Genomic DNA, 13007 nt, shown 5'->3' with positions numbered 1-13007 from the left:
GACGGAGTTTTCACGATGCCATCGGGATCCGTGGGACGACGATGTCCAGCGGACCGTCCGGAACCGCGACCGCGTCCTGGCTCCAGCCCCAGATCGAACAGACCTTGCGCAGCGGGTCGCTGTACCCGTCCCTGCCGTGCAGCACCCGGTAGTTGTCGATGCAGATCATCTCACCCGGGCCCACCCGGAACATCGGCCCGCTGTCACGGGCCGCGACGACCGCGTCCTGCCAGGCGCGCACATACGTCCAGTGCTCCTGCTCCAACGGGCCCTCGACCGGCGCGAGATAGGGGTGGTGACGGCCCTGGAAGCGGCCCGACGGGGTCCGCCGGACGATCGGCGAGAAGCCGTGCTGCGGGTAGTTGGGCTCGGAGTGGTCGATGTCGACAGTGCGGCAGAAGTCGGCGAGCGTGGCGGTGCCGGGATCGGCGGCCAGCAGGTCCAGCAGCCGGGTGGTGTCGATCAGGAAGGAGTCGCCGCCGCCGGCCGCGGGCCGCTCGCACCACAGGAACAGATGGTCAGGGGCGTAGTCACCGAAAGCGAAGCCGTCGTTGTGGGCGACCATTCGCTCCTCGGCCGAGCCGCTGGCGTCGCGTTTGCGGCCGCGCCTGTCGGCGGGCTGCGCCTTCATCTGCATCCCCTCGACCCGGGCGCTCTCCTTCGTCGCCTCGAACTGGGTGCCGCAACGCACGGCCCGGTCCCCCATGATTGCGCGGCCCATCGCGACCGCCTTCTCCTCGTCCGCCAGCCCGGTCACAATGGCCGCGCCCTCGGCGGCGAGCACCTTCGCCGCCTCTTGTGGGCCGGTGACTTTGCGGGGGATGAAACTTGCGGAGCTGACGTCCGGCACACCGCCTCCTGAAGCCCGCGGAACCAAGCCTGACTGAACCAACCGGTTCAATCAGAGTAGAAGCCGCATGTTTCCCCAACGTGACGTGCTCGCGTGCTTTGGAGTTGCCCACGCGAACCGTGATCGCGGTGCGGTCCTCGACCACGGTGGGCACCGCCTCGTCATCCCGCCCGCGGATACAACGGGGCAAGCTACCGGACCGGCATCAAGCCGGCCCTCGACGAGGACCTCGAAGCGAACGCGGAGTCATGGGACACCAACGTGCGTGCCACCTTCGTCCTCAGCACACGACTCGTCCGGGGAATGATCGAGCGGGGCGGCGGCAACATCGGCAGTATCGCCGCCGCGATCGCCATGCCGCGTTGTTCATGCCTTTCTCCCGGTGCCGGGCACTGTGTCGGGCACCGGGGTGGGCCAGAGGCGGGTTGTTCAGGGGCGGAGGCATCAGGCGGGGGAGAGAGACCCGTCGCTCCGGCTCGCCCCCACGAGTACGGGGGGTCATCCCCTGCGGCGGGCAGATGGCAGACGGATCGGGGCGACGCCCTCGACGACGGTGTTGCTGATGGTGCCGATGCCCTCGACCGTCATGGTGACGATGTCGCCGGGGGCCAGCGGCGGGGGTTCGAAGGTGCCGTTGCGGCCCCAGAGTTCGGCCAGGCAGCCGCCGTTGCCGCAGGTGCCGGAGCCCAGGACGTCGCCGGGGCGGATCCAGGTGCCGCGGGAGGCGTACGCCGCCATCTCCTCGAACGTCCAGGCCATGTTGGCCAGTCGGTCCTGGCCGACGGTCTCGCCGTTGACCTGGACGGTCAGGGCGAGGTCGAGGAAGCCTTCCGGGTTGCGGTGGGGTTCGAGTTCGTCGGCGGTGACGAGCCAGGGGCCGAGGGTGGTTGCCGTGTCCTTGGCCTTGGCCGGGCCGAGTTTGACCCTCATCTCGCGGCCTTGCAGGTCGCGGGCGGACCAGTCGTTGAGGATCGTGTAGCCGAGGATGTGCTCGCGCGCATGGTCGGGGGTCAGGTCCCGGCCGGGCTTGCCGATGACGGCGGCCACTTCGAGTTCGAAGTCGAAGCGTGCGCAACCCGGCGGCACCGGCACGTCGTCGTGGGCGCCGATCACCGCGTACGGGTTGGTGAAATAGAACGCGGGGGCTTCGTACCACTCGTCGGGGACGGTGTCGCCGTACCCCTGGGCGATGCCCGCGACATGGCTCTCGAAGGTCATGTAGTCGCGTACGGTCGGCGGTCGCAGCGGCGGCAGCAGCCGTACGTCGGTCAGGGGCAGCGGCAGGGAGCCGGTGAGGGCGCGCTCGCCCGCCCCGCGCAGGGACTGCTCGCCCTCCACGATCAGGTCCAGCAGTTCGACGGGGTATTCGAACGGGTGGACCTGACCGTCGGCGACGAGTCCCGACTGCCATTTCCCGTCGTGGACGAAGGACGCGAACTTCACGCCGTGCTCCCCTCCGCGTCGGCCGGCCGCGTGCCGCTGGGCCGGAAGCCGACGAAGACTGCGGCGATCACAGCGGCGGCCATACAGGCGACAGCGGTGAGGATCAGTCCGTTGTTATAGCCGCTTGCGAGGGCGTCCGTGGTGTACGGGGCGAGCTTGGCGCTGAGCGGGCCGAGGTCGGCGCTGTGCAGGGCGAGCGGGCCGCCCTCGTGCAGGACGGCGGAGGCGATGCCGTGCTCCTTGGGGGTCAGGCCCGCGTCGGCGAGGCTGCCGGTGAGCTGACTTGTGGCCATGCCGAGGGCGACGGCGCCGACGATCGCCGGGCCGAGGGTTTGACCGAGGTCGCGGACCAGGCTGGTGGTGGCGCTGGCCATGCCGGTCAGGGTGGGCGGTACGACGTTGACGGCAGCGGCGGTGATGGCGGCGACGACCAGACCGAAGCCGACACCGTTGAGCACCAGCGGCCCGAGCAGGGGGATCAGGCCGCTTTCGTGGATCGGCACCGCGCGCAGCCACAGTTGGGCGCCGGCCAGCGAGACGAACCCGGTCACGAGCATGGGGCCGGGGCCGACGCGGTGCAGCAGGCGGACCAGCAGCGGCCAGATGAGCGGGGTGACTCCCTGGATGACCAGGAAGGGCACCGCGGTCCGGAAGGGGCTCTGGTGCTGGATGACGCCGAGGCGGATGCTCAGGTCGTACGCGCCTCCGAGGAAGCCGAACATGCCGATCACCGCCATCGCGGCCGACGCGGCGAAGGCCGGGATGCGGAACAGCTCCAGGCGCAGCATCGGGGCCGCGCTGCGGCTCTCCACCAGCACGAACGCGACGATGAACACGGCGAAGGCGACGAAGGACGCGACGACGGGCGCCGAGCTCCAGCCGTCGGAGGGGCCCTGGATGATGCCGTACAGCAGGGCGAGCATGGCCACGGCGATGGCGATCTGGCCCGGCCGGTCGAGCGAGCGGCCCTCGGGGGCGCTGGACTCGGCGGCCAGCAGCCAGGCACCCACCGCGGTGATCACGGCGAGCACGCCGGTCACGCCGAACGCCCACTGGAAGGAGACGTGTTCGACGATCCCGCCGGACATCAGCGGGGCGAGAAAGGCGCCGAGCGACAGGGCCGTGGTCCAGGAGGCCAGCCCCTTGGCTCGCGAGGCCGGGGTGGTCGTGATCGAGGTGATCATGGACAAGGAGGCGGGGAAGAGCGCGGCGGCCCCGATGCCGGAGATCGCCTGACCGGTGATCAGCTGGGCTGCCGAGTCGGAGGTGGCTGACACCAGATAGCCGACGGCGGACAGCAGCGCCGCGCAGACCACCAGTTTCTTACGGCCGTACAGGTCGCCCACGACGCCGAAGGTCAGCGCGAGGACGGCGGCGGGCACCAGGAAGGCGTCACTGATCCAGGTCAGTTCTCCGCCGGACGCGTGGAGGGTGCGCTGCATGACGCCGTTGATCGCGGCGGGCAGGACCAGTCCGATCTGGGCCAGGCAGACGGCCAGACAGGCGGCGATGATCGTGCCGGTGTGGCGTGCTGCAACGGCCGGTGCGGCATCGGACGACGGGGCGGCGGGTGGGTCGTAGGCAGGGGTCGAGACCATGTCTCCTCCTTGGAGGGTTGGCGGGACGTACGGCCCGGGGGACGGCGGGGAGCTGCGCGCATCGGGAGGGGCGGTGCGCCGTCGATGGAGGGTGGGGCCTTGTCAGGGCAGGCGGGGGCGTCGTCAGACGCGTGGGCAGAGCTCGGCCATGCAGCCGAACAGCCCGGGGCCGTCGAGTGGGGGCAGGGTGGGGTCGAGCTCCCGGTAGACGGTGTGCACGTTGACGGCGAGGCGTTCGCTCTCGTGCAGGTCGGCGAAGCGGCCGAGGGTGATGTCGAGGGCCGCGTCCAGGGCCGGCATTCCGGCGCTGAAGCGGGCGGTGGCCTGCTCATGGACGTATTCGAGGTAGTCGCGGATCTCACGGACCGCCTGCTTGGTGGTGACGGGGCCGTGGCCGGGCACGACGATGTCCGCGTCGAGGCCCAGCAGCAGATCGCAGGCGGCGAGCCAGCGGGTGAAGGGGCCGTGCCAGACGACCGGCGCCGCCCCGGCGAAGACGATGTCGCCGGTGTAGACGGTCCGGGCCTGCGGCACGTGCACGATCGTGTCCCCGGCGCTGTGCGCGGGGCCCACGTCGATGAGGCGGACCTCGGTGCCGCCGATGTCCAGGATCGTCTCGCCGTCGAAGATCCGGTTCGGGAGTGCGGGTTCGATGCCGGCGTAGTCGAAGCGGCCGAAGATCCGTCGCGCGAAGTGTCCGGCAGGGCTGTCCATGCCGGTCAGCGCCAGCATCTCGGCCGGACCCACCTGGCGCATGTCCACCACGGACCCGCGGGCCGCGATGATCTCGGCGTGGGCCACGAGCTGGTTGCCGAACCAGTGGTCGCCGTTGCCATGGGTGTTGACCACGGTGGCGATAGGCGCGGTCGCGGTCAGCGGCGTCAGCGCGTCGAGCATGTTCTTGGTCAGCCGCAGGTCGTAGAGGGTGTCGACGAGCAGTGACTCGCCCCGGCCGGTGATCAGCCCGGCGTTGCTCATGCCCCATCCGGACTCGCCCGCGATCCAGGCGTGACAGCCATGTCCGAGCTCGACACAGCCTGTCCGGGATGCCACGGAAGCCACGTTGCCTCCTGTTCTTGCCCCGCGCCAGATGGCGAGACTTGAGTACATTGCTGGACTGAGGTCCATCAATGGCCGCTAATCTAAGAAGGAGGTGGGGTGGCGTCAATACCCCTGCGGCCGTGTGCTGTACTGACGGCCATGAAGACCCCGGAGGCAGGAGGCGAATTGGTGCCCACGCCCGCAGCACCGCCCGCCGGACGCCGGGAACGCAAGCGACAGCAGGTGCGCGACCTGCTCTACGCCACGGCGCTGCACTTGTTCGTCGCTCAGGGGTACGAGGCGACGACCATGGACCAGATCGCCGAAAGCGCCGACGTCGCCCGGGCCACCGTCTTCAACCACTTCTCACAGAAGGTCGGATTCCTCGAGGAATGGGGAGCCCGCCGCCGCGTCCGCGTCAACGAGATCCTCGGCTCCCAGCACGCCGAGGACCTGCCGGTCGGCGACCGGCTGCGCCGCTACCTGACGGAGATGGCCGACCTCAACGTCGCCTCCCGCGCCGAGACCACCGTCCTGATGGACGCCTCCGCGCGGTACGGCCGCCTCCTCCAGGACCCGTCTCTGGAGATCGAACTCGCCAGGATCGTCGAACAGGGGCAGCAGCGCGGGGAGATCAGGGCGGACGTCGACTGCGACCAGGCCGGACAACTGCTGGCCGCCTGCTACTTCACGGCAATCCTGCGCTGGATCCGAGAGGAACCAGCCCCTTTCGACCTCCACCAGCGCCTTGCAGGCGCGCTCGACATCGTCCTGCTGGGCCTCCTCGTCGGCGAAGCCGTCTGACGCGACATGTCACCCTGCACCGCCGCATGCACTCCGGCCGGCGGGTGATCACTCAATTGGGGCTGCTCCTCGTTTTCCCCGCATGTGTCTCGGCTTTCGGCACCTTCTCCCCGTCTTCTGCGGGGGAGGCGGCGTTGCCGCTTCTCGCCGCCTGCCCGGCGTTCGGCTTCGCGGGCCTGACAGCGGCGAGTGCGGCGAGCCCGCCGCTGCCGCGCACGGTCGCGCGGGTGACGGGGCCGAGGCCGGCCGTACCGCACGCGGCTGGAGCAGGGGTGGCCGGCAGACGTTTCCGGAACAGGGCAACCTCCAACGGTACCCAGGTTGTTGACGGCATGGAGGCGGTGGCCCCGCGATCGTGCGGAGTCGTCTGCCCTGTGTCCGAATGCCGAGCGACCGAAGGCTGCGTCCATGCGTTCCCACCGATCTGATGCGTCACCTCGCCGACGCGGGCCGCGCGCGCCGCTGACCGTGGCGGTGATCGCAGCCACGGTGGCCGCCGTGCTGCTGGCCGGCGTCCATTTCCTGGGAGGCCCGTCGACGGCGGAGACGGGCGGGTCGGCCTCTCCGGCGGTGAGCGGGCCGGACGGGTCCGGGACGGGCGAGCCGGGCCTGTCCGGGGAGAGCAAAGCGGTGTACTCGTACCGGAAGGCCGTGCGGGAGAGCGTCTGGGTCGGCACCGGACTCGACTCGGACGGCGACGGGAAGGAGGACCGGGTCGCCGTCGACATCGTGCGTCCGGGCGAACCCGCGGCGAAAGGCCGCAAGATCCCGGTCGTCATGGAGGCCAGCCCCTACTACTCGTGCTGCGGCCGCGGAAACGAGAACCAGAAGAAGACGTACGACGCCAAGGGCCGTTTGATCCGGATGCCGCTGTTCTACGACAACTACTTCGTGCCCCGCGGCTATGCCTTCGTCGCCGTCGACCTCCCCGGCACCGGCCGCTCCGACGGCTGTACCGACGCTGGTGGACGTATCGACGTGCAGTCCGCCAAGGTCGTCATCGACTGGCTGAACGGACGTGCCCACGCCTACACCACCCGTACCGGATCCCAGCGTGCCACCGCGTCCTGGACCAATGGCGCCACCGGCATGATCGGCAAGAGCTGGGACGGCTCCGTCGCCAACGGCGTCGCCGCCACCGGTGTACGCGGGCTGAAGACGATCGTCCCGATCAGCTCCATCTCCTCCTGGTACGACGCCTACTTCTCCCAGGGGGTCCAACTGGTCGGCAGCGCCCCGACCCCCAGCACGCTGATCCGCACGGTCGAGACCGACGCCACCGGCGCCCGCTGCGCCGCCGTGAACAAGCCGCTGGGCGACCAGGCGGCCCGGTCCGGTGACTGGTCGCCGATCTGGAGCGAACGGGACTACGTGGCCGCCGCGGACAAGGTCGGGGCGAGCGTCTTCGTCGTGCACGGTCTGCAGGACCTCGCCGTTCGTCCCAAGGAGTTCGGCCGGTGGTGGGACGCCCTCGCCAAGGCCGGGGTGCACCGGAAGATCTGGCTCAGCCAGACCGGGCACGTCGACCCCTTCGACTACCGTCGCGCGCAGTGGGTGGACACGCTGCACCGCTGGTTCGACCACGAACTCCTCGGCTACGACAACGGAATCGACCGCGCGCCGATGGCTGACGTGGAGCGCACCCCCGACCACTGGACCACGGACACCGTCTGGCCACCCAGGGCAGCCGCGTCCGTGACGCTGAACCCCGGCAGGGGCGCGAAAGAAGGCGTGGGCACCCTCGGCACGTCACCCGGCACGGGGACCGCGACCTTCACCGACGACCAGGGCCACAGCGAACTCGACTGGGCCGAGCAGGCCGCCACCTCGACCCCGGACAAGTCCGGCTTCCTCACCCAGCCGCTCGGCAAGGCCCTGCACCTGACGGGTTCACCCGAGCTGACCGTCACCGCCACCCCGACGACGCCCACCGCCGTCCTGTCGGCAGTCCTCGTCGACATCGGACCGGCGACCATCCGGCAGTACGGCTCCGGTGGCCTGGGCATCACCACGCTCGTCGGCCGGACCTGCTGGGGCGCGAGCACCACCGCGGACAGCGCCTGCTACAAGCAGACGGAGGCCGACACCACGCACGTCACCTCCACCGTCTTCAGCCGGGGCTGGGCCGCCCTGGGAACCTGTGCCGACGCCCACAAGGTCGCGGCGTTGGCGCCCGGCAAGCCCTGCACTCTGACCCTCGACCTCGCGGCCACCGACCACGTCGTCCCGGCAGGACACCGACTCGCCCTGATCATCGCGGGGACCGACCGCGGCTTCGCCCAGCGGGCCGCCGACCGGCCGACGATCACCCTCGACCTGGCCCGCACCTCCCTGCGGGCAGCGGCTGTCGGCGGATCCAAGGCCCTCACGGCGGCGCTGGGTTGATGGCGACCGGACAGTTCACTGCGCCCGAGCAGGCAACCGTTCGGCCACGCCGTGTGGTTGACGGGGTACGGGAGGGACGACGAGGGCAGGGGCGCGACGGAGTGAACCAGTCGGCGGCGGACGGCGAGCCGGGATTCGAGGACTTCGTCGCCACCCGCGGGGACCGCTTGTACCGGGCCGCATGGCTCCTGACGGGCGACGCGCACGCGGCGGAGGATCTTTTGCAGACGGTTCTGGCCCGGGTGTGGCCCAAGTGGTCGCGCATTGCGGGGGACAACCCGGAGGCGTACACGCGCCGGGCGCTGGTCAACACCTACGCGACCTGGTGGCGACGGCGCTGGCGGGGCGAGACACCCACGCGGGACCTCCCGGAGGTCTCCCCGGCCCGCGACGTCTTCGCCGACATCGATCTGGAGCAGTCGCTGGCCTCCGTGATCCGTCAACTGCCGCCACGGCAGCGGGCGGTGGTGGTGCTGCGCTACTTCGAGGACCTGAGTGTGGAGGAGACCGCCCAGGTGCTGGGCTGCCGTCCCGGCACGGTCAAGAGCCAGGCCGTCAAAGCACTTCGGCTCCTGCGCCACCAGCTCACGCCGTCACATCTCCTGGAAGTCGGTGAACAGCCGTGACGCGTCCGGAAGAAGAGACGGCACAGGGGCCGCAAGAGGAACTGCTGCGTCTGATGCTGGCCCGGGCCACTCCGGCGGGCTCGAATCCCCGGCGGGTCCAGGAGATCCGGCAGCGGGTGACGGCGTACCGGCGCCGTCGTCGTATCCGGCTGGCGGGCGCCACCGCCGCAGTCGTCGTCGCGGCGGTCGGCGTGGTGGTGCAGACCTGGCCCTCCTCCCCGCCTGTGGAGCAAACCGCGGCAGCACCGCCGGCATCCTGGGCGCCGCCCGGGTTCACCGACATCCCGCGGGCCGATCTGACCCGGGAGCCGAGTCGGGGGTGGCAGGTCGCCCTGCCGGCGGACGCCCGTTCAGGGGCCCGTGCCATCGTTTCGTTCAGTCCGGTTTCCCGGTCCCCGTTGACCCCTCTCAGCGCGGGCGCGGTGCTGGTGTTCTACGTCCGGAGCGATGACACCGACGCGCGCGTGACGGTGCGTCAGGTGTACCCGGTCGACGACTGGTGCGAACGGGCGGGAGGGAACCGGCAACTGGTCGCCGTCCGGCCGCGGGCCGACGACCGGGGAGAGACACGGGGCGGCTACGCCTGCCTCAACGACGCCTCGCGGGCAGTGATCGACCAGGCGAGCGAGATCCTCACCCGGTCGTCCGCCACCGCGGTGGGCGCGAGCGCCTGGTCCGGGTGAGTCGGCCGGTGCGGGTGCACGGAAGAAGGGCCTTTTGGTAGCTCGCGGTTGTCGAATCCAGCGAGAAGCAAGAGGCCCTGGTTTCGAAGTGTCGCGCGGTCCTGGTCGCTGTCTCACTCCTGGCTGTGACTGCCTTGCCCATCGGTTCGGGAGCGCGGCCGACCGGCCGGGGCGGCCGGCCTGAGGGCTACTGCGGCTCCGCTGCTCGCGTGTTCGGTTTCTCGTGGGTCCCGCGCCGTGAGGGGGGCGTGTAGGCGACTCCGACCTGTGGCGGGGCGGGTGATCAAGGTGCTGTCGGCCTCTGTCCCGGCACCCAGTGGCCCGAGCCGGCGGGATCGACTCCGTGCCTCCTCTGAGCCGTCTGCTGCCTGCGCGCTCGGGACGCGAGGATGAGAGCCGACTCGGCACCCGACCCGAAGCAACGGGATGTGCCCCCATGGCGACAGCGCCGGCCGGGACCTGGAATTCCGGACCCCGGCCGGCGGCCGTACCACGGCGGACGGGCGGTCAGGAGTTGAACGGTGTGGAGCCGTCGGCTGCGGCGATGCGCCACAGGTGGTCGGCGGTGCCGTTGTCGTCCCACTGCAGGGCCTGGGCCCCGGACGTGGTGGACATGTCCTGGATGCCCAGGGCCATGCCGCTGTTCTTGTTGATGATCTTGCAGTAGCCGCCGCCCGCGTCCACCACGGACCAGAGGTGGTCGGCGGTGAGCGTGTCACCCCACTGCAGTGCGGTGGCGCCGGCCGTCTTGGAGGCGTCCTTGATGCCGAGCACCTGCCCGCTGTTGGCGTTGAATATCTTGTAGTAGCCGTTCTCGGCGGGAACGATCTTCCACTGGTGGTTGGCCGTGGCGTCGGCCGTCTGCTGCTGGGCGGCGCCTCCCGCGGCGATCGAGGAGCCGGAGATGCCGAGCTCCAGGTTGCTGTTCTTGTTGACGATCTTCACGGCCGGTGTCTCCGGGTACCAGGACTCCAGCTCGGTGACGCCGACGAACTTGCCGGCCTGGGGGGTGAAGACGACCCGGAACTGGGAGGTCGTGATCGTCGGGAAGGTCACCTCGTTGGCGTTGTCGGCGACCGGGGTGGCGGGGCTCTTGGTCTGGTTCGGGATGTTCACCCACGAGCCGTTGCTGAGGTACTGGACGGTGTAGCTCGCCGGGACGCGGATGTTCGCGCCGTCGTCGTAGGTGTAGAACTTCACCTCGTTGATCTTCCGAGGGGCGCCGAAGTCGACGCCGAGGTGGTCGGTGGCGTTCGGCGAGCCGGAGTTGGTCCACCGGTCGTCGGGGATCTTGTCGTAGCGGATCCAGCCGTCGGTGGCCCGCAGCGGGGCGTCGAAGGTGGTGGGCTTGCAGCTCTGCCCGCTGTGGCAGTGCGGACCGTTGGAGACGGTGTTGGTGTAGGAGGCGAAGGCCTTCGGGTAAGGCTGGGTGATGGTCCGGCCGAGCCAGTCCTGCTCGGCGGTCAGCGGGTTGGCCGCCACGTTCATCAGCCGGGCGGCCGGTGCCGGGGTGACGGGGGCGGCCACGTTCACGGTGGTGTTGGCGAGCGTCGACGACTGCTGGATGCGCTGGCCGTCCTGGAAGATCTGCAGGCCGCTGCCCTTGCCGTAGTGCGTGCCGTCACGGTCCCAGCGGATCGAGTAGGTGTGCCCGTGGTAGGGAAGGGACTCCACCGCGAACCAGTCCCAGCCCGAGGGGACCAGCGGCTTGAGCACCAGCGTGTTGTTCGCCTGCGGCTTGATGCCCAGCAGACCGGTGAGCACCAGGTCGTTGAAGCTGGAGTGGTTGTAGTTCTCGCTGAAGTTGAGGCCGTCGTAGATCCACGCGCCGGTGTCGCCGTCGGCGGCCTCGGCGATGTAGGGCTTGCCGTCCTTGTGCTGGAGGTCGGCGAACTGCGCCAGCATCGTCTGGTAGTCCGCCTTGGTGACGTAGCTCTGCGCCGGGTAGTCCTGGAGCAGGTTCGCCATGCCGGTCAGGACCTGGCTCGTCTGGTACGGCCAGCTCGGGCCGTTCCAGTGGCAGCAGTTGGCGTCGTCACGCTGCTGCGTGGCGGGGATCGCCTGGTAGTCGAAGTACGGGTTCGCCGTGATCCGGTCGAGTTCGGCGAAGCTGGTGCCCTTGGCGAACTTCAGCGTGTTGGCGCCGGCCTTCAGGGGGACCTGCACGGTGACGGCCTGCGACTCCGAGAACTTCTGCCAGGCCCCGGTGGGCGCGTAGCCGACCGTGATCGGGTTGGCGGTGTCGTCGTTCACGATGAGCTTGTGGGTCGACGTGCCGGTGGTGCCGTTGGCGTAGTGCACGGTCACCGGGTACGTCCCGGCGCCGGGCGCGTCCACGGTGAAGGTGACGTAGCTGTCGTCGAAGTCGATCTGCCCGACGTACTGCCCGTTGGAGGCGGTCGACGAGCTGAACAGGTTGGCGTGGTTGCGGGTGGCCTGCTCCGCCTCGAAGTCGTGCACCCGCTCCAGCGTCGTGGGTCCGAACGGTGCCTTGAACCGCTTGGAGTCGGTCAGGTACTTCCACGCCGACGAGTACTGCGCGTCGGGCAGGTTGAACGCCCACGGGGCGTAGCCCATCAGCTCCCGCCAGGTCGTCCTGGTCTGCTTCAGGGTGCCGTTGGTGGTGTCCGTGTTGTAGACCTGCATGAAGAAGTTGCGCTGCGGGTCCCACAGCGAGTTCTGCACGGCCGACTTGAGCTGCGCGGCCTTGGCGTCGTAATCGTTCGCGGTCGCCGTGTCGCCGTTCAGCGTGGCGATCTTGCTGATGGCCTGGGCGGCACTGAACATGTACGCGTTGATCGTGGGCCGGTAGCCGCGGCCGCCGCCGAACCAGTCGCTGCTGTGCATCGACGTCTCGGTGTACTCCGTGGCGTCGGACAGCGGGGTCTGGTGGTACAGGTCGCTGGTGGACTGCGTGCCGTTCACCGTGACGTCGGTGTTGAAGTTCGAGTCCCAGCGCTTGTACAGCGCGATGAGGTGGGGGAGCGCGGACTTGATCTGGGCGGCGTCCCCCGTGACGAGATAACGCTGGTACGCGGCGCTCGTGATCCACTCGCTGAAGTTGCGGGCGCCCGGGTTGCCCGCCCCGCGCAGCCAGAAGTCCAGGTAGTCACCGGCGTAGTCCCGGTTGCGCAGCCAGCGCCCGTCCAGCAGGTGGTAGCCGGCCGCGTCCGGGAGCGCGGTGTACGGGTTCCCGGCGTAGCCGATCGGCACGTCGTACTCGGTCGACACATAACCCGTACCCGGCACGGTGTAGCGGAGCGCACGCTTGTAGGTGCTCCACCGGTAGTAGTAGACATCGTCGATGTCGTTGTCGGGGGTGTCGAGGAAAGGGATGTTGTCCTTGTACCACTGCGGCTCGTCGAGCTGGTTGGCGGCGAGGATCGCGTCCTTGTCGAGCGCGACCGCGTTGGGGTCGTCGGCCGCCTGGGCGGGGGTCGCCCCGGGTCCGCCGGTCAACAGGGCCATGGACAGCGTCGAGCCGCACAGGGCGGCCACCAGGCGGGTGCTGGGTCTGGGTCGATGACGCATAGAGGTGTCCTCCATTGGGCACTCATGCGAGGTATTTGCCGTTCGA

The 13007-nt window shown here is 69.8% G+C and carries 9 protein-coding genes; 4 read left to right on the top strand and 5 right to left on the bottom strand.

What is annotated here, in order from left to right; translation table 11 throughout:
- Positions 1–10: 10 nt before the first annotated feature.
- From ACZ48Z_RS09210 to ACZ48Z_RS09195, 4 genes are all read right to left on the bottom strand, one after another.
- The gene (locus tag ACZ48Z_RS09210; protein ID WP_468735164.1) at positions 11–850 is read right to left on the bottom strand and encodes a TauD/TfdA family dioxygenase; all 840 of its coding nucleotides are present in this window, start codon (positions 848–850) and stop codon (positions 11–13) included.
- Between the two features lie 498 nt (positions 851–1348).
- Positions 1349–2293, bottom strand: a complete 945-nt coding sequence (locus ACZ48Z_RS09205) for a fumarylacetoacetate hydrolase family protein (RefSeq protein WP_468735163.1) — start codon at positions 2291–2293, stop codon at positions 1349–1351.
- Positions 2290–3891, bottom strand: coding sequence for an MFS transporter (locus ACZ48Z_RS09200; protein WP_468735162.1), 1602 nt, complete (start codon positions 3889–3891; stop codon positions 2290–2292). The genes ACZ48Z_RS09205 and ACZ48Z_RS09200 overlap by 4 nt, the downstream gene beginning before the upstream one ends.
- A 123-nt stretch (positions 3892–4014) precedes the next feature.
- Entirely contained in the window at positions 4015–4944 is a 930-nt protein-coding gene (locus ACZ48Z_RS09195; RefSeq protein ID WP_468735161.1) for an MBL fold metallo-hydrolase, read from the bottom strand.
- A 177-nt stretch (positions 4945–5121) separates the two neighbouring features.
- Here ACZ48Z_RS09195 and ACZ48Z_RS09190 point away from each other — a divergent pair, with 177 nt between their 5' ends.
- The 4 genes from ACZ48Z_RS09190 to ACZ48Z_RS09175 all read left to right on the top strand — a co-directional run bounded on the left by ACZ48Z_RS09190 (position 5122) and on the right by ACZ48Z_RS09175 (position 9430).
- Positions 5122–5736, top strand: coding sequence for a TetR/AcrR family transcriptional regulator (locus ACZ48Z_RS09190; protein ID WP_468735160.1), 615 nt, complete (start codon positions 5122–5124; stop codon positions 5734–5736).
- Between the two features lie 408 nt (positions 5737–6144).
- Positions 6145–8121 carry a Xaa-Pro dipeptidyl-peptidase gene (locus ACZ48Z_RS09185; protein WP_468735159.1) on the top strand — a complete coding sequence of 659 codons (1977 nt, stop codon included), beginning with the start codon at positions 6145–6147 and terminating at the stop codon, positions 8119–8121.
- A 101-nt stretch (positions 8122–8222) separates the two neighbouring features.
- Positions 8223–8747, top strand: coding sequence for a SigE family RNA polymerase sigma factor (locus tag ACZ48Z_RS09180; RefSeq protein WP_046260254.1), 525 nt, complete (start codon positions 8223–8225; stop codon positions 8745–8747).
- Entirely contained in the window at positions 8744–9430 is a 687-nt protein-coding gene (locus ACZ48Z_RS09175) for a hypothetical protein (protein ID WP_468735158.1), read from the top strand. The genes ACZ48Z_RS09180 and ACZ48Z_RS09175 overlap by 4 nt, the downstream gene beginning before the upstream one ends.
- A gap of 507 nt (positions 9431–9937) precedes the next feature.
- On the opposite strand, the gene ACZ48Z_RS09170 is transcribed toward ACZ48Z_RS09175, so the two are convergent.
- On the bottom strand, positions 9938–12961 hold the full coding sequence (locus ACZ48Z_RS09170) for an MGH1-like glycoside hydrolase domain-containing protein (protein WP_468735157.1): 3024 nt from the start codon (positions 12959–12961) through the stop codon (positions 9938–9940).
- Positions 12962–13007 lie beyond the last annotated feature (46 nt).

The sequence above is a fragment of the Streptomyces sp. NPDC031225 genome, assembly GCF_055570355.1.
Note: the sequence above shows the minus strand (reverse complement) of the source record. Positions and strands in the feature narration are given on the sequence as shown.

Bases quoted from the DNA above. Each gene is read 5' to 3' on its own strand.
- ACZ48Z_RS09200 (WP_468735162.1), bottom strand. From the start codon at position 3,891: ATGGTCTCGACCCCTGCCTACGACCCACCCGCCGCCCCGTCGTCCGAT.
- ACZ48Z_RS09170 (WP_468735157.1), bottom strand. From the start codon at position 12,961: ATGCGTCATCGACCCAGACCCAGCACCCGCCTGGTGGCCGCCCTGTGC.
- ACZ48Z_RS09185 (WP_468735159.1), top strand. From the start codon at position 6,145: ATGCGTTCCCACCGATCTGATGCGTCACCTCGCCGACGCGGGCCGCGC.